This is a genomic window from Rhizobium sp. IBUN (assembly GCF_000510625.1).
Lineage (GTDB): Bacteria > Pseudomonadota > Alphaproteobacteria > Rhizobiales > Rhizobiaceae > Rhizobium > Rhizobium altiplani.
The window spans coordinates 28,894-52,849 of the sequence record NZ_AZNV01000038.1 but is presented as its reverse complement, the minus strand read 5'-3'; the positions used below and the strand labels follow the sequence as shown (position 1 = coordinate 52,849).

Annotated in this window: 19 protein-coding genes and 2 pseudogenes; 5 read left to right on the top strand and 16 right to left on the bottom strand. The window is 60.6% G+C overall.

Annotated elements, in window-relative coordinates:
- Positions 1-653: 653 nt before the first annotated feature.
- Both RHIBUN_RS37530 and RHIBUN_RS0126000 read right to left on the bottom strand, forming a co-directional pair.
- The gene (locus RHIBUN_RS37530; protein WP_037217510.1) at positions 654-923 is read right to left on the bottom strand and encodes a hypothetical protein; all 270 of its coding nucleotides are present in this window, start codon (positions 921-923) and stop codon (positions 654-656) included.
- A gap of 254 nt (positions 924-1,177) precedes the next feature.
- Positions 1,178-2,866: a SulP family inorganic anion transporter gene (locus RHIBUN_RS0126000; RefSeq protein WP_025661813.1), complete on the bottom strand. Its 1,689-nt coding sequence runs from the start codon at positions 2,864-2,866 to the stop codon at positions 1,178-1,180.
- 440 nt (positions 2,867-3,306) lie between these two features.
- Between RHIBUN_RS0126000 and RHIBUN_RS0125995 the strand changes: the two genes are divergently transcribed.
- The 4 genes and pseudogenes from RHIBUN_RS0125995 to RHIBUN_RS0125980 all read left to right on the top strand — a co-directional run bounded on the left by RHIBUN_RS0125995 (position 3,307) and on the right by RHIBUN_RS0125980 (position 8,470).
- Positions 3,307-4,401: an AI-2E family transporter gene (locus RHIBUN_RS0125995; RefSeq protein ID WP_025661812.1), complete on the top strand. Its 1,095-nt coding sequence runs from the start codon at positions 3,307-3,309 to the stop codon at positions 4,399-4,401.
- 586 nt (positions 4,402-4,987) lie between these two features.
- A pseudogene (gene sulP / locus RHIBUN_RS34015) lies at positions 4,988-6,703 on the top strand (sulfate permease).
- Between the two features lie 251 nt (positions 6,704-6,954).
- Positions 6,955-7,248 (top strand): annotated as a pseudogene (locus tag RHIBUN_RS35740) (transposase); the annotation flags it as partial.
- A 271-nt stretch (positions 7,249-7,519) separates the two neighbouring features.
- Positions 7,520-8,470: a polyphosphate kinase 2 family protein gene (locus RHIBUN_RS0125980; RefSeq protein ID WP_156932755.1), complete on the top strand. Its 951-nt coding sequence runs from the start codon at positions 7,520-7,522 to the stop codon at positions 8,468-8,470.
- Between the two features lie 52 nt (positions 8,471-8,522).
- On the opposite strand, the gene RHIBUN_RS36965 is transcribed toward RHIBUN_RS0125980, so the two are convergent.
- The 8 genes from RHIBUN_RS36965 to RHIBUN_RS0125940 all read right to left on the bottom strand — a co-directional run bounded on the left by RHIBUN_RS36965 (position 8,523) and on the right by RHIBUN_RS0125940 (position 17,161).
- The gene (locus RHIBUN_RS36965) at positions 8,523-9,401 is read right to left on the bottom strand and encodes a hypothetical protein (protein ID WP_245271722.1); all 879 of its coding nucleotides are present in this window, start codon (positions 9,399-9,401) and stop codon (positions 8,523-8,525) included.
- Between the two features lie 609 nt (positions 9,402-10,010).
- Positions 10,011-12,464 carry a glucosidase gene (locus RHIBUN_RS34000; RefSeq protein WP_348626000.1) on the bottom strand — a complete coding sequence of 818 codons (2,454 nt, stop codon included), beginning with the start codon at positions 12,462-12,464 and terminating at the stop codon, positions 10,011-10,013.
- 8 nt (positions 12,465-12,472) lie between these two features.
- Complete coding sequence (locus RHIBUN_RS38060; protein WP_348625999.1) at positions 12,473-12,799, bottom strand: hypothetical protein; 327 nt, start codon at positions 12,797-12,799, stop codon at positions 12,473-12,475.
- Positions 12,800-13,450: 651 nt separating this feature from the next.
- Positions 13,451-13,654, bottom strand: a complete 204-nt coding sequence (locus RHIBUN_RS37525) for a hypothetical protein (RefSeq protein ID WP_037217639.1) — start codon at positions 13,652-13,654, stop codon at positions 13,451-13,453.
- A 47-nt stretch (positions 13,655-13,701) separates the two neighbouring features.
- Positions 13,702-13,959: a DUF2934 domain-containing protein gene (locus RHIBUN_RS0125960; RefSeq protein ID WP_025661808.1), complete on the bottom strand. Its 258-nt coding sequence runs from the start codon at positions 13,957-13,959 to the stop codon at positions 13,702-13,704.
- Positions 13,960-14,409: 450 nt separating this feature from the next.
- Entirely contained in the window at positions 14,410-15,663 is a 1,254-nt protein-coding gene (locus tag RHIBUN_RS0125950) for a Zn-dependent hydrolase (RefSeq protein WP_025661807.1), read from the bottom strand.
- A gap of 9 nt (positions 15,664-15,672) precedes the next feature.
- A complete protein-coding gene (locus RHIBUN_RS0125945) occupies positions 15,673-16,317 on the bottom strand; it encodes a TenA family protein (protein WP_025661806.1) in 645 nt (214 codons plus the stop codon).
- 1 nt (position 16,318) lies between these two features.
- Positions 16,319-17,161 (bottom strand): BtpA/SgcQ family protein, encoded by an 843-nt coding sequence (locus RHIBUN_RS0125940; RefSeq protein WP_025661805.1) that lies wholly within the window; start codon positions 17,159-17,161, stop codon positions 16,319-16,321.
- 25 nt (positions 17,162-17,186) lie between these two features.
- Between RHIBUN_RS0125940 and RHIBUN_RS0125935 the strand changes: the two genes are divergently transcribed.
- Positions 17,187-18,098 carry a ribokinase gene (locus RHIBUN_RS0125935; protein ID WP_025661804.1) on the top strand — a complete coding sequence of 304 codons (912 nt, stop codon included), beginning with the start codon at positions 17,187-17,189 and terminating at the stop codon, positions 18,096-18,098.
- Between the two features lie 24 nt (positions 18,099-18,122).
- Here RHIBUN_RS0125935 and RHIBUN_RS0125930 read toward each other — a convergent pair whose 3' ends face one another.
- The 6 genes from RHIBUN_RS0125930 to RHIBUN_RS0125905 are packed head-to-tail and all read right to left on the bottom strand — an operon-like array spanning position 18,123 to position 23,817.
- Entirely contained in the window at positions 18,123-18,893 is a 771-nt protein-coding gene (locus RHIBUN_RS0125930; protein WP_025661803.1) for a glutamine amidotransferase, read from the bottom strand.
- Between the two features lie 30 nt (positions 18,894-18,923).
- Positions 18,924-19,988 carry a phosphotriesterase gene (locus tag RHIBUN_RS0125925; RefSeq protein ID WP_025661802.1) on the bottom strand — a complete coding sequence of 355 codons (1,065 nt, stop codon included), beginning with the start codon at positions 19,986-19,988 and terminating at the stop codon, positions 18,924-18,926.
- Positions 19,989-19,995: 7 nt separating this feature from the next.
- Positions 19,996-20,997, bottom strand: coding sequence for an ABC transporter permease (locus RHIBUN_RS0125920; protein WP_025661801.1), 1,002 nt, complete (start codon positions 20,995-20,997; stop codon positions 19,996-19,998).
- Complete coding sequence (locus RHIBUN_RS0125915; RefSeq protein ID WP_025661800.1) at positions 20,994-21,812, bottom strand: ATP-binding cassette domain-containing protein; 819 nt, start codon at positions 21,810-21,812, stop codon at positions 20,994-20,996. The genes RHIBUN_RS0125920 and RHIBUN_RS0125915 overlap by 4 nt, the downstream gene beginning before the upstream one ends.
- Entirely contained in the window at positions 21,809-22,756 is a 948-nt protein-coding gene (locus tag RHIBUN_RS0125910; protein ID WP_025661799.1) for a substrate-binding domain-containing protein, read from the bottom strand. Before RHIBUN_RS0125910 ends, RHIBUN_RS0125915 begins: the two co-directional genes overlap by 4 nt.
- Before the next feature lie 38 nt (positions 22,757-22,794).
- Positions 22,795-23,817 carry a LacI family DNA-binding transcriptional regulator gene (locus RHIBUN_RS0125905; protein WP_025661798.1) on the bottom strand — a complete coding sequence of 341 codons (1,023 nt, stop codon included), beginning with the start codon at positions 23,815-23,817 and terminating at the stop codon, positions 22,795-22,797.
- Between the last annotated feature and the right edge of the window lie 139 nt (positions 23,818-23,956).

Genomic DNA, 23,956 nt, shown 5'->3' with positions numbered 1-23,956 from the left:
GCTCGACCTTGACAAGCCTGAGGAGGAGTTGTTGCGCCCGCTGCCGGGGGGCTCGCTGAAAGTGGAGACCGCCCGTGGGAACGGTTGGACAAGACTCAGGTTTCCAAAACACAGTTGAACCGCAAGCCGGGCGAAAGTAAACGTTCAGCCGTTTCCCCCTGCCACCTATACGAACATAAGTGGTAGCATCTCCTACCTGCTGAGTGTGGCGCACAACCCCGGGGATGAGCACTCTTCGGGGTCGCCGCTCGTTCAGGCGGCCTCTAAACCGATCGTAACCCTTTGTTTTCTGAGTGAAGAAATCTGTGCACTCAAGTGTGGCCCGTTGGGCGGCCAGGTCGTTTGCCAGGCTGCGCTTTATGGAACTGGCTCGCGGAGCAATCTCATCATCGTCCGCTTTGTCGGCCAGACGACGCACCAAGTGCCACCAATTTCCCCTAACCACCGCTTTTGCCTCGCCCCATATGGCCATGCCCTCACACACGACACCGAGGCGATCGCCGCTGCTAGTAGAGCCTTCGCGACTAACGCCCGTTCGCGAGCCGGAGTCATTAAACTCCGTAGAGCCTGGCGGCGACGAACAACGCTCGCTTGTTGGTGCACCGTCAAGCAGCTGCGGAAGTCGCCGAGATAGACGGCCTGACAGCCTGATCTCAGGTATCGTAGCGCCGATCGAGTTCTCTGAGGGCAGACTGAACCTCATCGATCGAAACTGGCTCCGGTGTTCCTGGAACGTGACGGAGAGACGGTTTCGAATCGATCGCGTAAAAGTCCGAAGCCCATGCCGCGAGGATAGTTCGCTTATCATCGACAGAAAGTACTGGCGCCCTTACCACATCGATTGGCCGTCGAAACAGCAGCCCTTGCGGCGCTAGAACTGTCGGCCCGATCGTCATGGCAGTGTTGGCAGCCTGCTCCAACATATTGTCCTTACACCCGTAGTCGCTGTCGCTGGCGACGTCCGCTTTCGAGAAGCGGCCAAGTGGGTCTCTACGGCCGACCTTGAGGCGCAAAGCCGTTTTAGTCCGAGACACCTTGTCTTGAAGGGACCAGAACCTTCGACCCACCATTTCATTGCGGGCTCCAGCGGCCCGGGCTTCGGTTTCTAATCGATCAAGAGAAGCCTCCACCGCCCACTGAATCTTTACCTGAGTGGCCGCACGCTTGTCCGGGACCACTACGCCGGCCCAGCCTTCTGCCGCGCCGTACTGTTCATGTCTTTGTACTGTTCTATCGCAACACGTGCATTGAACAAAAGACGGCGTGGGCCAAGTTGCTTGTCCAATCCGGACTTGCGAACTATCTCGAGCACGCCCGGGTTCAATCCCACGAGCCAAACCGTCACACCCTCTCTCACCGCGCGCTCATCATTTTCGATCATCATCTGGAGAGCTGAATATTCGATGTCGGAGACGCGGCTCATGTCGATGGCCAGCACACGAGGCTTGTGCTCTTTGACCAAGGTCGCGATCTGGTCGGTCACGTCCTGCGCATTGATAAAGAAAAGACGACCTTTCGGACGCACGATTAGCAGTCCCTCGAAGGTTTCGTCGTCGGGATGCTCGGGAGAGACGGGGCGAAGCACGTCAGCCCCGCGCTTTTTTCCGATCACTGAGACGCGCGGATGCGCCGCCTGGTAAGCGAGGGTGATAAGCGACAGGATGATTGCGACAATGATGCCCTGCAATGTGCCGAATGTCAGGACACCGACCGCCGCAACCAATGCCCACCAGAACTCCATCGCTCGGATCCGCCGAATTTGCACAAACTCTGCCGGCTTTATCAGGCCGACAGAGTAGACGATGACGATCGCCGCCAGGACGGCATTCGGCAGGAGACCGAGGATCGGCGCGAACAACAACATCGTGGCCAAGGCCGCGGCCGCTATAACGAACGAGGCCCTTTGCGGGCGACCGCCCGCCGAGCGAACGACACTCGTCTGGGACGTTCCGCCGCCCGCCGGCATCGCCCCTAAGACGGCGCCCGCGAGATTGGCGGCACCGGTCGCAGTGAGTTCGCGGCTTGGGTCGATGAGCGGGTCCCCGGGAGCTTGAAAAGCGCGACCTGCCGCAATGGTCTCTGTGAAGCTCATCAGCGCGAGCCCCAACGCGGCTGGCAACAGGCTCTGTGCCAAGGTGAAGTCGAGCAAGGCAAGAGACGGTAAGCCCTGAGGAATATGTCCGACCGTCGAGACGCCGAGCTGCGAAAGATGGAAGAGCCAAGAGGCGGCAATGGCTCCCGCTACAATGACGAGCGGAGCTGGAGAATGGGGCTTGAGGTTTTCCATCGCCACCAACAGAACAAGCGTCACCCCGCCAACGAGAAGTGTCGGCAAATGAATGTCCGGAACATGGAAGATGACGCTTGCGAGATCGAGGAAGAAGGAATGCTTTTGGATATGAACCCCCAGAAGCTTCGGCAGTTGATCCAGCAAAATGACGAAGCCGATTCCAGCCTTGAAGCCGGTTAACACCGGCGATGATATGAAGTTGGCGATAAAGCCTAGGCGCACCAGCCTAGCTTCAATCAGCGCTGCACCGACAAGAAGAGTGAGTGTGGCGGTTGCGGCCACAAGCCTTTGCGGGTCTTCGTCCGGCACGACCAGACCGAGGGCGGCGCCGGTGAGGATGGCGAGCGTTGTTGTCGAGGTAACGCTCAGAACTCGCGACGACCCGAGCAGGCCATATACGATAGCGGGGACTAACGCGGTGTAGAGCCCAACCGCCACAGGCAACCCCGCGATCGTCGCGTAGGCCATCGCCTTGGGCAGCACCACGGTTGCGGCAGTCAGGCCGGCAATGACATCGAAGCGAAGAGCAGTGGAACCTGATGCCGCACTGCTGCTATCTGTCGGATGGGCCCGCATCGGTCTGACCTTTACGGGAACGGCGCGCCCCAAGCCTAGTCTCTGATCAGCGACGCGGTCAATGCCCGAAGAGCGTGGCTTGGGTCGGGCGTACCGGAGGGGCGGCTGCTATTGCTGGCGCGCGTTATAGTTTGCCGATCCTAGAGTAGGTTCGGCCGCTCGCCGGCACCAGCGATCGTATCTGGATGCTTCGGGGCAACCTTGGTATAGTGTTTGCCTCCTGAGCCAAGTAGGTCGCTCTTCTGTGGAAAATCCCGTTGCTGCGGTCTCATCCCGTAACGCGCCTTTGCCAACCCCGATGTCGGCAGACTCAGCGCTGGCGCCGGCGGAATCGTCCCTGAACAGTCGCGATCTGGTCAAGTGCATCGACAGGATCCGAGCGGGAGCCGCAACGATGGGTGATCCCATGCCTTCGACGGTTTCTCTGACGGGAGACCAAGATGCCCGATGATACGACTCCTGCCGGCGGCACCCACCGTCAGCTCGGGCTTGGCACAGCCGGCCTGATTGAGCGCAGCATCACTTTGTTGATGGTCGTGGTCCTGCTTGTCGGCGTGCTCGCGATATTGAAGCCCTTCGCCGCCGCCATTCTTTTCGGGGCGACGTTGGCGATTGCCGCCTGGCCCTTGCGCCAATGGATGATCGGCCGGGGTGTCGGGCCTCGCCTGACTGCAGCGCTGCTTCTCCTGCTTTCGCTCCTGGTGATCGTGTTGCCGGCACTGATCATGGCTCCGGTTCTCACCGACGAACTGAAGGCGTTCACGGAGAGCGTCGAAAACTACTTCGCGGCAACACCACAACGTCCCGGCTGGATCGAGAACGTCCCCCTGATCGGTGGCAAACTTGCTGCGGCATGGGATGGTCTACTAGAAGCGAAGGGTGACGTCGCCACTGCACTTGCACCCCAATCCGAGATTTTGCAGCGGTGGCTAATCACGGCGGCGCGTGCGCTTGGCGACAGCGTCGTCCAGATGATCCTGGCGCTGATCGTGGCAACCATGTTTTGTATCAACGGGAGCAAGCTGGTTGAAGAACTGGATAACATCGTCGTCCGGCTGGGCGGGGCAACGGCGCATGCCAGCCTTCTTGCAGCCGCCGGCGCGGTTCGCAGCGTCTCCTATGGCGTGATCGGCACAGCTCTCGCGCAGGCAGCGCTACTGGTGCTCGGCCTGGCACTCGCAGGTGTGCCTGGTGCGACCACGCTCGGCTTCGTCGGTCTACTGCTCTCCATCAGCCAGATCGGAGCCCCCCTCCTGGTGCTGATCTGGGGTGGTGCGGCGTGGTGGCTGTTCGGACAGGGCCAGGTTGGATGGGGGAGCTTCATGGTCGCATGGGGAATTTTGGTCAGTATGGTCGACAACGTTCTCAAACCATGGCTGATCGGTCGCGGCATTCGAATGCCTATGCCTCTGACGATCCTGGGCGTCTTTGGTGGCTTTATCGCCTTTGGCTTCCTTGGTCTGTTTATTGGACCGACGCTGCTTGCTGTCGCTTTCGTCCTGCTGCAAGCATGGCGGACGAGCCCGCCCGGCTAACAACTGGATTCCAATTGGATCGCGGCAAAGGAGAGTTACCGAGGATTGACGTTTAAAGCCAGCAACTTCCAGAAGATGTCGTCGGACTTCGTCTCCTTCGAGCCAAGCGGAATCGGAGGCGTCGATGCAAGTCTTCTAGACATAAACATGGACGCAGAAACATTCCGAGCATCCTAAGCTACCCATCGTGTCGGAAGGTTAGGAGCCAACTGGGCCATGAAGGTGTATCTTACGTGATACTAGGCAGTCGGCTCGAAATGTTGAGGAGCCGATAGTGGACAACCGACTGCAAACTGCAGATCATCGAAGACGCCCGGCAAGGGCCCCGTCCGCATTGACAGTGTTGGCCCCTTCGGGGCCCAGAAAGTCAGGGCTCTGATCATTTTCAAGACATCAGATTTCTCTGTCTGGGGGCTATGACTCCGCGCAAGAAGCGTGGGCGGCTTTCCCGCATCTGGGACAGCGGTGGGACAAATGCGTTGGCCGGCAAAATATGATATACCCTTTTATATCATGAGGAGGTGAACCTGCCAGACGTAGCCGAAGAGGCGAGGTCGACAACAATGATGGGGGGTGAAAAAGGTAAGTGGCTGACGCTTTCGCGCGCTGGTTGCCGGGGTTTCAAGTTCTTCGTCAGTACAAGGCTGACTGGCTTTTCCATGATTTTGTTGCAGGGATTGTGCTGACCACCATGCTGGTGCCGGTCGGCATCGCCTATGCCGTAGCGTCGGGGGTACCTGGAATTTACGGGCTCTACGCGACGATTGTCCCCTTGTTAGCCTATGCGGTGTTTGGGCCAAGCCGGATTTTGGTTCTAGGTCCTGATTCATCACTCGCAGCAATCATCCTCGCTACTGTCCTGCCCCTCTCAGGAGGAGACCCCCCGCGCGCAGTCGCGTTGGCCGGCGCCATGGCAATAGTATCAGGGTTCGTCTGCATCATCGCGGGCCTCGCGCGCCTCGGGTTTATCACCGAACTGCTCTCGAAACCCATTCGATACGGGTACATGAATGGCATAGCGTTGACGGTTCTTCTTGGTTAGCTTCCCAAGCTCCTCGGTTTTTCAATTGAACGAAGTGGGCCATTGCGCGACCTATGGGCAATAGGCAAAGGAATCCTGGCCGGCAGCATCAACTGGGCCGCGTTTGCGATTGGTGGCGGAGCGCTGGCGTGCATTCTTCTGCTCAAACGCCACAAGCGTGTACCGGGCATCCTAATCGCTGTCCTTGCCGCGACCGTTATTGCCGGAATGCTGCAATTGGCAGATCGAGCGGGGGTTTCGGTACTGGGACCACTTCCGCAAGGACTGCCGGCCTTCCAAATCCCCTTGATCGACATCGCGGATGTCGTACCGGTGTTAATGGGCGGATTCGCGGTGGCGATGGTTTCATTTGCCGACACCAGCGTACTATCTCGAGTTTATGCCGTCCGACTCGGTTATCGCGTCGACCCAAATCAGGAGATGGTGGCTCTCGGCGCATCCAACCTCGCAGCGGGATTGTTCCAAGGGTTTCCGATTAGCAGCAGCTCCTCCCGCACCCCAGTTGCGGAGGCTGCAGGGGCAAAGACACAGTTATCCGGCGTTGTTGGAGCGATTGCCGTCGCTTTGTTGTTGCTCCTTGCGCCCCACCTTTTGCAGAATTTGCCGAACGCTGCCCTTGCTGCGGTTGTCATATCTTCGGCCATTGGACTCTTCGAGTTTCATGATCTGAAACGGATTTACCGAATCCAGCGTTGGGAATTTTGGCTATCGATCCTCTGTTTTGTCGGCGTGGCCGTGTTCGGCGCAATTCCCGGGATAGGTATCGCGGTGGCTGTCGCCGTTATCGAGTTCCTGTGGGACGGCTGGCGTCCCCATTCGGCTGTGCTTGGACGCGCGGCAGGCGTCAAGGGCTATCACGATATAACGCGATACCCGAATACCCGTCGAATACCGGGTCTCGTGCTCTTCCGTTGGGACGCACCGCTGTTCTTCGCCAACGCTGAACTTTTCAAGGAACGGGTTTCCGAGGCCGTTGCTGCGTCACCGACGGCAGTGAATTGGGTAGTCGTTGCAGCGGAGCCCGTAACGGACATTGATGTTACGTCATCCGACAGTTTGGCCGAGCTTGTTGATGATCTCCAGGCCAAGGGAATCACATTCCGGTTCGCCGAACTCAAGGATCCGGTGAAGGATCAGCTAAAACGCTTTGGTCTGTTCGCCGAGTTGGGCGAGGCAGCCTTTTACCCGACCGTCGGTTCTGCGGTGGACGGTTATCTTGATAAATACGCAATTGACTGGAAAGACGATGAAGAGTCTTAGAAGAAACCGTCGACGGAGTTCATCCATAGCGGTCTGTGCCTGCCGGCTCATAGGTGATGTCGACGCCGTTGAACGAGCGCGCGCTGTCGTTCCCTGGCCTTCAGCCCCAGAACCAATACGTTCTGGCAGCGCCAGCGGAATGTCTCCGGCGTGTCGATCTCGACGATCCGGATCCTCGCGCCTGGCGATCTTCAGCGTGCCGCCATCGACCGAGCCGGCTCCATCTGGCGCAGTTCGGCCGACAGCGAGCGGTGCCGTCGACCTATTCGAATGGCGGCAAGACCTTTCATGGCAAGATCATCAAGCAGGGCAACAAGTGGCTGCGCTGGGCCTTCGTCGAGGCGGTGACGCCCGCCATCGCAAGCGATGCGCAACTGCGTGCCCAGTACAACCATTTGAAGATCAGAGGAACCAACAAGGCGCGGGTTGCCATCGCGCGCAAGCTTTTGACGATCGCCTTCCAGATCCTGCGTGACCAGCGCGCCTATGAGCCGCGCGACACCAGCATCATGGAAGGCGCATCGACGATATCCCGGCTGTCCTGATTGTCGTCTAGCGAGCCCGGCAGGACTGGGCTGCGCTCCTTTAGGAGAATGGGAAGCCGGGAGCCGAACGCCACTCTGTGACCGAAGCCATGTGTATCCGGGTCACGCATTGGAGAATGGTTCAAGAACCGAGGGGCGGGAAATCACCCATCCATCGGAACGAAGAGATTTAGCCGATCGGCGCCAATGCCGGTCAAACCACAACCGAGCCCAAGGAAAAGCCGCCAGTTGAAGGCGTTTTGCCCCTTGTGTTCTTTCATTGGAGCATGTCATGGCAGAGGACAAGATGAAACTGGATGTGGATTTTGACCAGAAGCGTGAGATCCCTGTGGGGGACAGCGGCCGCGTACGCTTTCGTTTCCGCGACATTGCCGTGGAGCCCGGAAAGTCGGTTTCGCTTAAGGATTTCGACCCGGATTTCACCGGCGGCTATGACGACAAGGCCGGGGCGCTCGAAAAAGTGGCGGCAAACGTCGATCGACTGTCTGCGATGCAGGAAGTTCTCTATGCCCAGGATAACTACGCCCTGTTGATCATTTTTCAGGCCATGGACGCGGCGGGCAAGGATGGCGCGATCCGCCATGTCATGTCCGGGATCAATCCGCAGGGCTGCCAGGTTACAAGCTTCAAGGCGCCGTCGGCGGAGGATCTAGACTATGGCTATCTTTGGCGCGCATCAAAGGCGCTGCCAGGGCGCGGCATGATCGGTATTTTCAACCGATCCTACTACGAGGATGTTCTGGTCGTCAGGGTTCACCCGGAACTGCTTGAAAAGCAAAAGCTTCCGGCGCGCGCTCGCAAAGGAGATATCTGGCAACGCCGGTTCAAGGAAATAAACAACTTTGAAAAGTATCTTCGGCAAAACGGCACAATCGTTTTGAAGTTTTTTCTCAATGTCTCCAAGAAGGAGCAGAAGAATCGTTTCCTGGCGCGGATAGACGAGCCAGAAAAGAATTGGAAGTTTTCACCGGCGGATTACGCAGAGCGAAAACACTGGGACGACTACCAAAAGGCGTTCGAGGATATGCTGGAAAACACCAGCACGGAGTGGGCTCCCTGGTTCGTCATTCCGGCCGACAACAAATGGTTTGCCCGGCTGGCGGTTTCGGAGGTGATCTCCGGGGCCTTCGAGAGGATCGATCTGCAGATGCCTGTGGTCAGTGAAGCGCGAAAGAAGGAACTGGGGCAGATACGAAGCCAGCTTCTCGACGAAGAGGACTGATGGCGCGGCTCTGTCGCTGGCATGTTGCCCGTCGCCACCCGTGCCTGTCGCCTCAGGGCAGCGCGGTGATTTGAAACACGTGGTAGCCCCACGGCGGCAGATCGAGATAGAGCCCCCTTGAGACGAGGGCGCTCCCGTCGCGGTCATAGCTGGCGAGACCCATCAGATCCTTGAGCCGCACCGCTTGACCGGCCAGTTCGGAGAACGGGAGCTGGACAAAACACTGGCTCTGGTTTGGAGCATAGTTGACGACGATCATCTGCCGCTGGCCGTCATTCTTCTCCCAGGACCAGGAGATGAAGCAATCCGACGTCCAGTTGCCCTCCCAGGCCGGCACGCAGTCGAGCAGACGCCACTGGCCGTCGCGGACGATCGGCTCCCGGAGCACCGCCAGAAGGTCTTCGTAGAACTGCTGGCAGGCCTCACTCACCGGCTCCAGTGGCGCACGGATCAAGTGTGGCGAGATGCGCTTCTTCCGCCCCTCGAACTGACCCTGATGGAAGAACCGCAGCCCAGGCGGAAGGAAGGTCACAATCGCCGCGGCTTGGTGCATCTCGGGCGTGAAGGTCGCAGCGACCCGGGGCTCGTCGTGGTTCTCCAAAAACCGAGCAAGCTTTTGCTGGTAGTCGAGCCCCGCATACAGATGCTCACGCACCGGCCGCGCGTGCCCCTCGCGCAAGCGATCGTAAAGCCGCTTGTCGTAGGCGTAGTCGAAGCCCTGCTGCTGCAGTGTCCATTCCATGTCCCAGTACACCTCGGCCATGAAAATAAACGCCGGGAATTGTTTGCGGACGCGTTGCGTCGCTTGCGGCCAGAACAGCTCGGCGTGGATGTGCCACGTCCGTTCGAATATCTCCGGCAACACCAGCATCGCCATGTTGCAGCGGACCCCGTCGCACTGCTTGGCGATGCGCAACAGCTCGCCGATCATCGCGTGCTGCAAGTTCGGATTGCCGTAGTTGAGCTGTAGCGTGTCGGTCGCGGCCGTAGGCTAGCATCAGCGGCCCTCTGGAGGTTCGCACGCGGCAGTAGTTCTGCGGTGCCTTTGCGAAATCGGCGTCGCTGCCGTGGACGGAATAGTCGGGATGCTGTTCGACCCACGGGTGATCCGGCGCCATGTGATTTGGCACGAAATCGAGCAGCAACCGCAGGCCACGCTGCTTGAGCCGTTCGCGCAGGCGCGCCAACGCAGCGTCGCCGCCTAGACTGGAGTGCACGGTGTAATCGGCAATGGCGAAACCCGATCCTGCGATGTCTGTCTCGCGCAGGTCGGGCAATGTCTCCTCAAGCTGGTGGCGCCAGTCTAGGTTGGTGCGAGATACACTTTGTGCCGCTTCACCGGTCTGCCAGACGCTTAGCAACCAGATCCAGTCGAACCCCATCTCGGCAAGGCGCTCCAGCTCAGTGTCCGGAATGTCATCAAGTGTGGCCGGCCGAGCCCTTGTGACAGCTCGGTAAGCCAGACGCGCGTGTTGATCTGAAAGAGCGAGGGATGAAATCAGGTGTTCATCTCAGTTCCCTCTCCGCAATGGCTGCTCCTCTATCCGCTGCCTCGCGAGGCAGCTCCATACGCCCGTTCCCGGACGAGGCGGTCCACGAACCGCCTTTTCTCCTTCTCCTCCAGAATGTCGGCGGCGCTGGTACGGCCGAAGAGGTCGAGCAGGCGCGCGATCACGCCCGTCCAACCGGTCTGGTGACTCGCCCCGAGGCCCGCCCCGTTGTCCCCGTTGAAATATTCGTAGAAGAGGATGAGGTCGCGCCAGTGCGGGTCCTCCTGAAACTTCGCGGTCCCTCCATAGACCGGGCGACGGCCGTTCGCGTCTCTCAGGAAAGTGCTCGTGAGCCGCTGCTTTATCTCCTGAGCCACCTCGAAGAGCGTCATGCGGCGTCCGGAGCCGGTCGGACACTCGACCGTGAAGTCGTCGCCGTAGAAACCGTAGAGATTGAGGAGCCCACGCACGATTAGCGCGTTGACCGGCATCCAGACGGGGCCCCGCCAGTTCGAGTTCCCGCCGAACATCCCCGTGTCCGATTCGGCCGGCAGGTAGGAGACGCGGTGGGCGTCACCCCCGACATGAAGAACGAACGGGTGGTCCTGGTGGTAGCGGTAGAGAGAGCGGATACCGTACGGGCTCAGGAACTCCCTCTCGTCGAGCATATAGCCGAGCACCGTCTCGAGGCGTTTCCTGGACAGCGGCGAGAGCAGGCGGCGCCCGGCGTAGCCGACGAAGCCGTGCTCGGTTGGAGCGACCTGCGCCACGACGTCGGGATGGCGCTCCCTGAAAAGGTTGACGAGTTCGCGAAGCTTTGGAAATCGTTCGAAGTCGTTTGGGCCGAAGATTGTGGAGGCGCAAAGCGGGATCAGCCCTACCATCGACCGGACCTTGAGGCGGGTCGCGGATCCGTCCGGCAGCCGGAGCACGTCGTAGAAAAATCCATCCGTCTCATCCCACATCTCGTCATTGTGCTCACCGATGCGGTCCATTGCGTAGGCGATCCACATGAAGTGCTCAATGAACTTGAACGCTGCCTCCTCGTAGACGGGATCGTGGTCGGCGAGTATGAGAGCGATCTCGATCATGCTCTGGCAGTAGAACGCCATCCAAGCGGTGCCGTCGGCCTGTTCGAGCGACCCTCCGGTCGGGAGCGGCGCGCTGCGGTCGAAGACACCGATGTTGTCGAGGCCGAGGAACCCGCCGGCGAAAACGTTCCGGCCGTCGGGGTCCTTGCGGTTCACCCACCAGTTGAAGTTGAGCATGAGACCCTGGAACGAGCGCTCCAGGAAGTCGATATCCTCCCGCCCGAGGGCTTGCTCCGTCCTGTAGAGAAAAAGCGTCGCCCACGCATGCACGGGCGGATTGACGTCGCTGAAGTTCCACTCGTAGGCAGGGATCTGCCCATTCGGATGGACATACAGGCTTCGCAGCATGAGGAGGAGTTGCGCTTTTGCGAAGTCCAAATCGACGAGCGCGAGCGCGAGCGTGTGGAACGCGAGGTCCCATGCGGCGTACCAGGGGTATTCCCACTTGTCTGGCATGGAGATGATATCGCCATTGAACATGTGGAACCACTCGGCGTTGCGCATCCGCCGCCTAGAGGTTCCGACGAGAGGGTGCGCCTCGTGCTCCTTGAGCCAGGTGTCCACGTCGTAGAAGTAGTACTGTTTCGACCAGAGCATCCCCGCAAGCGCCTGGCGGTGGACCCGCCGCTCGTCCTCGTTCAGCGACGCGGGGGCAATCCGCTGGTAGAACTCGTCGGCATCCTTTTTGCGGGCGGCCACCGTCGCATCGAAGCTCTTCGCGAACGGCCTCGCCGGCAGCCTTGCTGACAATCGCAACCGGACGATCGAGGCTCCGCCCGCCGGCACGTCGAGGATGTAACGCGCCGCGGCCTTCGTGCCGGTCTTTTCCGGGTTGATGGCCCCGGTGTCACCAGAAACGACGTATCGGTGGAACGCGTCCTTGACGAACGGCGTCGGGTTCGGCTGCCCCCAGAGGAGGGAAACATTGCTCTCGTTCTCGGTGAAGAGAAATTCAGGACGTCCGTCGCACGCGAGCGTGTAGTCGCGGACCTCGGGGTGCGAGGCGCAGATGGTCCCACAGGCTTCCCGCAGGAGCGGCTTGGCCCCATTTTTCCCCCACGACCACGTGTTGCGGAACCAGAGCGTCGGCAGCACGTGGAGCCGCGCAGCCTCGGGCCCCCGGTTATGCACCGTCGCCTGGATCAGCATGTCCTCCGGGCCTTCCTTGGCATATTCGAGGAACACGGCGAAGTAGCGGTCGTCGTCGAAGACAGCGGTATCGAGCAGTTCATACTCGAACTCCTCCCTCGACCGGTGCCGGCTGGTCTCGACGAGGTCCCGATAGGGGAACTCCCGGTGGGGGTACTTGTAGAGGTACTTCATGTAGGAGTGCGTAGGAGTCGAGTCGAGGTAGAAGTAGTATTCCTTGACGTCCTCGCCGTGATTTGACTCGCTGTTCGTGAGCCCGAACAAGCGCTCTTTCAGGATCGGATCGCGCTCGTTCCAGAGCGCGAGCGCAAAGCAGAGCCGCTGGCCGTCGTCCGAGATGCCGCCAAGGCCATCTTCGCCCAGCGATAGGCCCGCGAGCGCGCCTGGTCGTGGGTGAAATAGTTCCAGGCGTCGCCCGACTCGCTGTAGTCCTCGCGTACCGTGCCCCACTGCCTCTCGCTCAGGTAGGGGCCCCATTTCTTCCAGGGCCTCCCCGCCTTTCTGTCCTCCTCGAGGCGACGTTGTTCCGCGACAAGGACGGACCGCGACGGCTGCGCCGGCTCGGCTTGCGCCCTTGCGCCCGATGGACCATTCGACATAGTTCGGCCCCCCCATTTTCCGTGGATACGCATGCTTGGTGTTCTGGCTCGCGGCATCTGTTGATTGTAGCGGAAATGCTGGGGGGCATGTTGACATTTAGCGGGGAGCTTTCGCCGGCAACGCAAAGCGAAGAATTTCCAATCCCCAGGCTGTCAACGCTTTCAGCAGGTTGTCGAACTGCTTTCGAAAGGCGTCGGTCGGCTTCCGCGCGCCGCTTTTTGAAAGCAGACTTTGAGCCTGGCGGGCGCATGATCTGATGCGAGGTGGACGTTCGGTCGCCCTCGGCCGAACGCACGCGCCGACCCCTCGGAAGTACGGAATCCATGGTTTTCCGCCCATTATTTCAGCTTTAAAGTGGGAGACATCGCCCCGCGACACTCGCAGGCCAGTTCATGGGACGGGTCGGCGATTGGCTGCGGCCGGAAGATTGACCGCATTCTGCAGGTGGGCAGTTGCCACCATGAAACGAGCCCGAAGCAATCCGACGCGACCGCTACTTCGCGAACGCACCTCGCGCGCGGGTTTCGATCGAGCCTCTTTGCAGTCACCGGTCTTGATGGGATATGAACCGGTGACGCCGCTATTGTACTCGTCAAGTCGTTGATTTTGCGCAGACCGCGCTGGTAGGGCCATACTATGAGCCACCAGCGTCAGTGAACAGCAGCCGACGTCGGCGCGTTTACCCTGGTGGCCTCTTGGCCAACATAGGTGGATATCAGAATTGCGGCAATCTCGTCCAAGGACCGGTAACCCTCGTTGTATAGTTCTATCGCGGCCAGGCAGAGCACGCTTGTCGACTGCTCATTGGGGATAATGCCATAATGGCGATGCCACGCCTGTACAGCTTCGGACATCGTTCGAAAATCAGGTTCCGGCTTCTGCAGCACAGGCTGTTCCTTAGTTACTTATTCTCGGGGGCCAGTTCACCCGGCTTGAACGAACCAGGCCCGCCTTCTGACGAAATGGCATCTGAACTCGGCTTTTCGTCTCCAGGTATCGTTGTCGCACTGTGATGCGAAGGCGAAGACGTCTGGGGCAAGTCGCCGTCTTCGGCCAGTTCGCGCTCAGCCTCATACCAATGTCGATCCTGCTGGCCTTCCGGACGACCCTCCGATTCCCGCTTCTCGAACGCCCGGCGTCTCACGTGCTCCGTGTCCATGAAAGCCTCCATTGTTGGCATTCATAAACGTTCGCTGCACGGAGTGGTTCCTCGATTGCTGCTGGGGTCGAAATGACATTTTTGTGCACAATCGAAGCCACTTACTCGAAGGACTTCGAGGGTTATAACGAACGCATGTTCCAGACCGGCGGTTTTATCGCGGCAACAATGCGCACAAGCGAATCTGGAATACCGAAGAGAAAAAAGCGGTTCCACAACGTCTAAGCAACTGGACGCCCTGTCTGCCGCCAAGGTGGAAGAGTGTGTTCGCGTGCTGAGGCGTCGCCCCGTGACCCCGCGAAATGGTTTCTAGGGGAAGCCACTCGTCGATTTTGGTGGTATCTTCAACGCCGCGCCAATTCAATTTTCCTGCGGACCTCGACATGGCTTCGATCGTGCCTCTTGATTCTAAATCTGCAAAAGCGACTTTCTGACTGTCGTTTTGTTGACTCATGAGCGCCCATTTTCGCTCTCGCAGGCAATTGCAACCGTCGCCTGTGCCAACACATCACAGCCGATGACGGCATGCGCAGGCTCGACATACTCGGCCTCGTTGTGACTGAGCCCATCGCGGCACGGAACGAAGATCATCGCTGCCGGCGCAACGCGATTAACGAATAGCGCATCGTGAAAGGCCCCTGATAGCATTACCGAGCTTTTGACCCCGCGCGCAGCTGCTGCCTGCTCGATTGCCCGCTGCAATGCGTCGGAAAAGACGCAGGGCGCCATGTCGAACGATCGGGCGATCTCGGTCGTGCATCCCTGCCGCTTCGCTTCCTCCGCTATGCGCGATGTCACGAGCCGTTCGATATCATCCAGCCGCGATGGCTCTGGATGACGCATATCGACCGTGCAGTGGACCTTGTCCGGGATCGCATTGACCGAGCCAGGCTCGGCTGAGATCCGCCCAACCGTAAACCGCGCGTCCGGATCGGCTGGCATCACCGCCTCGTAGAGGCCAGACAGCGCGGCGGTCAGCGCGCGCAGTGGGTCGCGGCGGTACGACAGTCCCGTCGTGCCGGCATGGGCCGTCTGCCCCGTAACCGACACATCCAGCCAACGCGTGCCCTGGATACCCTTTACCACGCCGATCGGAATGTCGTTCGCCTCGAGAGAGGGCCCCTGCTCGATATGGACTTCGATATAGGCGTGAACCGGAAAGCCGAGCGGCAGCATCTCGGCCTCCGGCAGGCTCGCAATCGTCAGCGCCAGTTCCTCGGCAAAGCCTGCGCCATCGGTGGCGATCTTGCCCTGCCAGGCGGCTGGAATCTCACCCGCCGAAAAGGCCATGGATCCCATGCATCCCGGTGCAAAGCGGCACCCCTCCTCGTTGGTCCAGGAGACGACGACAACGGGACGCGCCGTCTCGATCCCCGCGTCCTCCAGGCTCTCCAGCACCTCGAAAGCAGAGAGGGTGCCAAGCGCGCCGTCGAACCGGCCGCCGGCCGGCTGGCTGTCGAGATGACTGCCGATGATCACCGGCGCGAGCGTATCGTCCCGGCCCTTGCGTCGGATGAAGAGGTTGGCCATCGGGTCCTGAAAGACGAGGAACCCCCTCGCCCAGGCAAGCTCGGCCAGAAGCCGCCGCGCCCGGCGGTCGCCTTCTGTCAGCGCCTGGCGATTGACGCCGCCCTTCGCCGTGCCGCCGATGGCGGCGAAGGTTTCGAGCCGGGCGTTGAGACGATCGCCGTCTATATCGAGCATGGTTTCACCTCAGAGATAAGGAGCGTCGTGGAAGGCGATCTCCAGCGACTGCGCGCGGCCGAAGATGCCGCTGAGCCGCGAACGTTCCTCCAGGCTCATGCCCTCGCCGGCGTCATCGAGCTCTGCCTTCAGCCACAAGGCCTGGGCGGCGAAGTCCTCATGCGCGTGCAGGTCCACCCACTCCTTGAGCAGCGGATCACTCAACTCGTAACGGGTGGACTCCTTCGACCAGGTCCAGTACATCCACTCGGCGGCAAACATGGCGGCAACCGTGTCGAGGTAGCCACCATCCCGAGAGATCGCCAGCATGTCGTCGCGGAACGCCGCCACTTCGGGGATCGCCGTGTTGTAGGCCGCGGGATCAATACCGCGCTCGGCGAAGGTCTTTTCGAAATAGGCGATCTGCTGGTTGGCCAGCGCATCGAGAACGCCGATCAGCCAGCGCTTCTGGGCGATCGTCTCGGCCTTGGCGGCTGCAAAGGCAAAGATCGAGATGGCGGTATCGACGAAGGCGCCCTCGAAAACGAGGTAGCGTTCGAAGACTTCCTTCGAGAGCCTGCCTGCCTTGATGTCCTTGACAAAACGATGGGTTACCATCGCATCGAAGACGGCGGCATTTTCACGCAGGATCTGCTCGGACAGTGTCTCGCTCATATCAGCCTTCCAGACCCGGACGCGCGGCTTCGACGAAGGCCTTGACGCGGGAGAGCTCCACAGGATTCCACCAGACGCCGCCTTCCTTGAGCGAGGACGCGACGATGACGCCGTTCGTCCGCTTCAGGATCTCGACGATATTTTCCTTCGTAACGCCAGAGCCGACGAGCAGCGGCAGATGGGTCGCGGCGCCGATCGTCTCGATCTCCTCCACGGTCGCCGAATTGCCGGTGCGCTGGCCGGTGGCAATCACCACATCGGCGTCGAAGAAGGCGAGATCGCGGGTCAGTTCTTCGATCGTTCGGTCGGCGGTGATCGCGTGCGCGCCATGCTTCACATGGCTGTCGGCGAAGACCTTGATGTGTTCGGCGCGCAGAGCCGAGCGGTAGCGCATCGCTTCGGCCGCGCGACCTTCCATAAAGCCCTCGTTGGCGACATAGGCGTTGGCCCACTGGTTTACACGGATAAACCTGGCGCCGCCGGCCATGGCGATGGCGAAGGCCGGGATTGGGGCGTTTGCAAGCACGTTGATGCCCATCGGGATGCCGGTCGCCCGTCTGATCCGGTCGGTGACGACGGACATGAAGGCGGATGTCTCGGGGCCGATATCCTCGGGCTTCGAGAAGGGAATATCGCCGTGGTTTTCGATGATCAGGCCATGCAGGCCACCCTCGATCAGTGCCTCGGCATCGCGCATCGCGACATCGTAGATCGCATCGACAGTCGCGCCGCGGTAGCGCGGGGCGCCGGGAAAGGGCGAGCAATGGATCATCCCGATCAGCGCCTTGTCAGTGCCGAATATTTCCCTTATGGCGCTTGAATTGTTATCCGAAATCGTCTGCATTTTCATTTCCTTTCGAAGGCCAGCCATGCCTGCCAATGTTCGTGCTCATGTCATCGGTAACGTCGCTGTCGACGAAACCATATCCGTTTCGACCATGCCGGAAGCCGGGGCTTCGATCCTTGGCCGCGAAGAAACGCGCGACCTTGGCGGCAAGGGTGCGAACCAGGCCGTGGTCATGGCCCGCACAGGCCTCCCCACCACCCTCGTTGCGGCCGTGGGCGAGGATTTCCGCGCCCAGACCATTCGCGATCAACTGGCGCCGGAACCGGTCGAGGCCAAGCTGATTGCGCTTGCCGGCCGATCCAGCGACTTCTCCATCATCTTCACCACGCCGGATGGCGAAAACGCCATCGTCACCACCACCGATTCAGCCGGATCGCTGACGCCGGAAGAGGCCATCGCTGCACTCGACACCGCCGTGTCAGGCGACCTCATTGTCCTGCAGGGCAATCTCAGCGAGGCAACCACGCTTGGCCTGCTCCAGGAAGCCCGCCGCCGCGAACTCGTTACCGCCTTCAACCCCTCGCCCCTCAGGCCCTATTTCGGCGACTTCTGGCCGCTGGTCGACATCGCATTCCTGAACCGAGGCGAGGCGGAGAGCCTCACCGGTTCATCCGACACGGCAGCGACCGGAAAGCTGCTGCAATCGGGCGTGCGCCACGTCGTTCTGACGCTCGGCGGCGACGGCGCCCTGCTGGCAAGCCGTGGGGCCGCTATCGCCACCATTCCGGCCGTGTCCACCAAGGCGATCGACACAACAGGCGCCGGTGACACCTTCATGGCGGTGGCGCTGGCTTCCGCCGCGTTGCGCGGCGTCGAGCTCGACCCCCGCGCCATCGGCCACGCCGCCTCCGCCTCCGCCCTGACAGTCAGCCGCCGCGGTACCCGCTCGGCCTTCCCGACCACCGAGGAGCTGCAGGCGATCTTGGCGCGCTGAAGCGCGCCAAGGGCGATCGACGCCTCAGCGCTTGTCGCTCAGCCAGCCGAGGATATTCTTCCACAGGCGGCCATAGCCTTCCCATTCGCAGAAGGCGGGCGACAGCCAGTGCGGGCCGATATCGGATGTCCACGCCGCGCTGCGCCCCTTTCCGAACGTTCCGGTGACGAGCAGCGGATGGCCGCCCTGATCATCCGGCAGGCGGGCGACGACTTCGACGTCGGCGCGGTCGCGCACCTCCACCTCGTTGACGCCGAGCAGCAGCGGCCATTCACCGCCCATGCCGGCAATCGTCGGGTGGTCCGCCTTGGTGATGATAGCTCCCGTGCCTTCTGGAATCTCGACGCGGTCGTCATAGGGCAGGCAGGTGACGGGGAGCACATCCTCGACCGGCGTGCGGCGCCAACGCGCCTTGCCGTCGATACCTTGGAAGGAAAAATAGCCGCCGACCATCAACAGGCCTCCGCCCTTTTCCACCCAGGCCTTGATGAGCTTCAGCCGGTTCGGCACCGTCTTCGAATGCAGCCAGACAGCGGGCGGCAGCAGCAGCGAGTTCGCGCCGATATCCGACAGGATGATCACGTCATAGACGTCGAGCCCCGCCATATCGAAGGGGAATCTTTCAACTGCCTCATGGGCCGGCATGTAGGTCAGCTCGTACTCACTGCCTTCGAGCGCCTTTACGAGCGGCTCGGCGCCGAGATGGAAGGTGACGCTTCCGAACTGGTCGAAGCCTTTGTAATGGGTGGCAGAGCTGACCCAGCTCTCGCCGACGAGGAGGACTTTTTTTGTCATGGTCTTTCCATTTCTATAAACGTTCTGCGATCAGGCCTTGGCCTCGAATACCGATCTCGGATTGTCGCGCATGAGAATGTCGAGCTGTTGATCGGTCAGCCCGTGGCGCTTCAGCCGCGGCAAGAAGTGCTTGAGAATGTAGGCATAGCCATTGCCTCCGTAGCGCGTCAGCATCATCTTCAGGAAGACGTCGTGGGAAAGGAGGATGCGATCGATATGCCCCTGCTCCACCAGCTTGACGATGGCGCGCGCCACTTCCTCGTCGCTCGGGCACTGCACCTGCTGGTCGGCGTAGAAGAAATCCATGCCGATCATGTCGTATTCCAGGAAGGCGCCGCGCGAGGCGAGCTCGCCCTGATAGGCAAGATCGTCATGCGACGGGTTCATGTGGCAGAGCACGGTGTGGCGAAGCTCCGCTCCCTCCACCGCCGCGATATCAAGCACCTTGTGGCCGAGCCGGAACCAGCCGGGCAGATGCACCATCAGCGGAAGACCGGTGCGCGCCTGCGCTCGCGCCGCCGCCCTCAGTGACTTCTCTTCCTGATCAGTGAAATCCGAGGACACCCCGATCTCGCCGATCAATCCGACCTTGATGTCGGTGCCATCTACGCCGGCGGTTGCTTCCTGAACGATCTCGTCGGCGATCTGGTCGATCGTCATGCCGGCGACCTTTGCCGGATGCGACGAGCCGAGATAGTAGCCGGCGCCCATGATAATATTGAGCCCGGAAGCCTGCGATATCCGCTTCAGCGCCCGGGGGTTTCGACCGATGCCCTGGCAGGTCGGCTCGACAACGGTGTGTCCCCCATGTGCGGCGAAATCCTTGAGCTCGGTAATGGCCAGCGGCTCATCATCCAGCGTGATGTTGTGCTTGTTGACGAAGGGATCCTGGCGCAGCTCGCTCAGGATCTCTATGCAGACGAAGCTGTCGGAGAGGTACTGGCGCTCCGGCGTCTTCGGTGCATGCCACCAGCAGCGGCAGTCGTTGAGGATATGCTCGTGCATCAGCGTGATGCCGAGAGCGGAAGCAGGGATTGCCCCCGCTACCGTCATCACCTTGCCCGATCGCACATGGGCTTCTGAAAGTTCGCTCATGCCGACCTCACTTCTTCTTTCCGCCGAAGCGGAAGTTAGTGGTAAAGATCTTGGTGTTGAGCCAGATTGCCACGAGGATAATGGCGCCCGTCACGATCTGCGTGAAGAAGGGCGAGATGTGCATCAGGATCAGCCCGTTGCCGATGACGGCGATGGTGAGTGTCCCGAGCACCGTGCCGAGAATGCTGCCGCGTCCGCCCATCAGCGATGTGCCGCCGAGCACCACGGCCGCGATGACCTGCAGTTCGAAACCGACGGCTGCGTTGGACGAGCCGGAGCCGAGACGGGCAGCGATCAGAAGTCCGGCCAATGCGCAGGCAATCCCTGACACCATGTAGACCGAGGCAACGATCCATTTCGCCGGCATGCCGACACGGCGTGCGGCCTCGAGATTGGAGCCGACCGCGACGACCTGCCGGCCGTATTTCGTGTAGGCGATTACAACGTAGCCGACCACGGTTACAAGCACGGCTATCAGCGCCGGAACCGGAAGCCCGAGGAACTCGCCCCGGCCGAGCCAGAAGAAGCCGGGCGCATCCTTGATCGGGATCGAATATCCCTGCGTCAGCCACAGCGCGAAACCTCGCAGAATGGAGAGGCCCGCGAGCGTGACGATGAAGGCCGGGATGCCCTGATAGGCAATGAACCAGCCCTGGGCGATGCCCATCAGCGCGCCAAAGGCGATCATGCCGATCACTACAGTCGGCCATGGATAGCCCATAGCCATGATGATTGCCGCCACCGCATTAACCAGCGCCACCTGCGAACCGACGGAAAGATCGACGCCGCCAGTGATGATGACAAGCGTCATCGCGACCGCAACAACCAGGATGGGAGCCGCCTGGCGCACGACGTTGAGGATATTGCCCAGGGTCAGGAACGTGTCCGTGGTGGCGGAGAAGAAGACGAGGCAAGCGAGGAAGAACACGGTGATCGACAGCACCTGCGCGTGTTCGGAAAGGAAGTCCGCGACCGGCGATCCGGCCGCGCGTTCGGTATAGGCGCTCAATGCTTCTGCCCTCCGACGATGAGCTGCACAAGATCCTGCAAGTCGGTCTTGGCGATATCGCGTTCGGCGACCTTGGTGCCTTCGTACATGACGGCGATACGGTCGCAGACGCGGAAGAGATCCTGCAGACGGTGGGTGATCAGGATGACCGAGACCCCTTTGGCCTTGACACGGTTGATCAGGTTGAGCACGGCCTCGACCTCCGCCACGGCAAGCGCCGATGTCGGCTCGTCCATGATCAGCACCTTCGGATTGAAGGAGGCGGCGCGCGCGATAGCGATCGCCTGCCGCTGACCACCCGACAGTTTCTCCACCTTAGCACCAAGTCGTGGGATGCGGATCTCGAGCGCATCCAGCATGGCGCGGGCCTCGGTCAGCATGCGCGCGCGGTCGAGGAACGGTCCCTTGGTCAGTTCGCGGCCCAGAAACAGATTGCCGACCACATCGACATGGTCGCACAGGCTGAGGTCCTGAAACACCATTTCGATATTCCGATCGCGGGCGTCGGCCGGTCCGCTGAAGCGAACCTCATGTCCGTCGACGGCGATCGTGCCGTCATCGGGGATATAGGTACCGGAGATGACCTTGGTCAGCGTCGACTTGCCGGCTGCGTTATCGCCGACCAATCCCAGGCATTCGCCGGGATAAATGTCGAGATCGACGCCGCGCAGCGCCTGATGCGAGCCGAAGTTCTTGCGGATGCCCTTCAAGGATATGCGGGGCTGGCGATTGCCGCCTTCGCCGGACTGCCGGGGGAGGATTTCTCCGCCCCCGGATCCTGCGACAGCGGTTGGGTGCTGTCTGTCAGAGATCATTTGAAAACGGCCCGGTAAGGTTCGACATTCTCCTTGGTGACGATAGTGATTGGCACCGAGATCGTCTTCTCGACGCTGCCGCCGTCCGAGATCTTCTTCAGGGCATCGACGGCCGCCGCACCCATGGCGGACGGATCCTGCTGGATCACGGCGGTGACGTAGCCCGCGTCGATGCCGGCGATTGCCTGGGCGGTCAGATCCCAGCCGAAGATCTTGACATCAGACTGCTTGCCCTGGCTTTCGACAGCGGCGATGGCGCCCATCAGCGCTGGCTCGCCGGTGGCGTAAACTGCGTTCATGTCGGGGTTGCCGGTGATGAGGTTTTCAGCGGCGGCCAGCGCGTTGTCCTGGATGTTCTGACCATCGACGACGCCGGCGGTAGTAACGCCTTCGACACTTTTGACGGTCTTTTCGAAGCCTTCCTGGCGGACATTCTGGATGAAGGAGTTCAGTGCGCCGACAACGCCATACTTCACCTTGCCGCCCATGTTACTTTTCACATAATCGAGAAAGAACTTGCCCATGTCGGCACCGGCCTTGGCATTGTCGACGCCGATCTGCGCCTTCTGCGGGCCTTCCGGGAGAATCGCATCGATGGCGACAACGGGAATGCCCGCGGCGGCGGCCTGCTGCACGGCCGGCATGATGCCATTAACGTCGATGGCAACGACCGCGAGGCCGTCGACCTTCTGCTGGATATAGGTTTCGATGGCGCTGTTTTGCGCGGCCGGGTCGTTGTTGGCGTTGAAGATCACCAGCTTGGCACCGGCCGCGTCGGCCGCCTTTTGCGCGCCTTCGTTCATCTGGTTGAAGAACAGCGCCTGCTGGTTGATCTGCACAAGCGCGAAGGTCTTTTCAGCGGCGAAGGCACTCCCGAACGAGATGCCGGCAAAGACCGTCGTGGCGAGTGCAGTCGTAAACGTCCTGCGTGTCAGAATAGTCATGTCTTGTTCCTCTGGTTAGGTTCATCTTCGTTGCTTTTTTATTGTTTCGACGGCGGCGCAACGGAGTTCCGCACGACGATTTCGACCGGCAGCAGTTCCTCGGAGCGCAAGGTCTCGGGCTCCTGCCAGTTTGTTTCGAGAAGCAGCGCCAAGGCGCGTTCGCCAAGCGCCCGGACGGGCTGGCGTATGGCGGTCAGCGGCGGCGCAAAAAGATGTAGCGGTCCGACGTCATCGAAGCCGATCACCGAAACCTCGCCGGGAACCGAGATGCCCTCGGCAAGAAGCACTTCGATCAAGCCGATCGCTATTTCGTCCGAACTGGCAAAGATGCCCGTCGCCTGCTTGCCTTCATCGATGAAACGGCGCGCCGCCTGCCGGCCGAATTCCACCGTGAAACTGCCCTCGTAGCGTGTCACCTGGAACGGCTCTCCGCGCTCCATAAGGGCGCGTTCCAGGCCGAGGAAGCGGCGGCGCGTGCTGATCATTTCCTGTGGGCCGCCGATATAGACGATGTGCCTATGACCATGGTCTGCTAGATGCCGACCCGCGAGATAGCCACCCTCCTCGTTATCGGCGAAGAGTTTCGGCACTATCGCATTCGGCACGTCTTCGTCGACGATGACGACCTTGCCAGCCTGGTTGATCACTGCTGCCAGTTCGCCGTCGTCTGGATGGTTGGTAACGAAGATGAGGCCATCAACATGGTTGCGCGCAAGCCCTGTCACATATGAGATCTCACGGCCAGGGCGGTTGAGCGTCGCATGCAGCGACAGGGCGAGGCCGCGCTTATCCGCCTCGTGCTCTACAGCAGCAACAAGCGTTGCGAAGAACGGATTGGCAATATCCGGCACCACAAGACCGATTGTCTCCGAACGGCCGCGGCTCAGACGGCGCGCATGCGGGTTCGGCTCGTAGCGAAGATCACGGATTGCCTTGTCGATGCGCTCTTTGGTTTCAGGGGGAAGTTGGAGCGAACCGTTCAGAAGCCGTGATACCGTCGCTACCGATACGCCAGCAGCGTCGGCGACATCCTTCAGGCTTGTAGCACGCTTGCTGGACATCATGTCTCCCTGACAAGATAGCTAAGCTTGTAAAGCGATTTACTAAACCGCTTTACAATGACACTCGCAATCCCGCTGTCAAGCGTGAAAATTAGGCACGAAGAAAAATTAGGCGAAACAGAGACGCGGCAGCAGAGAG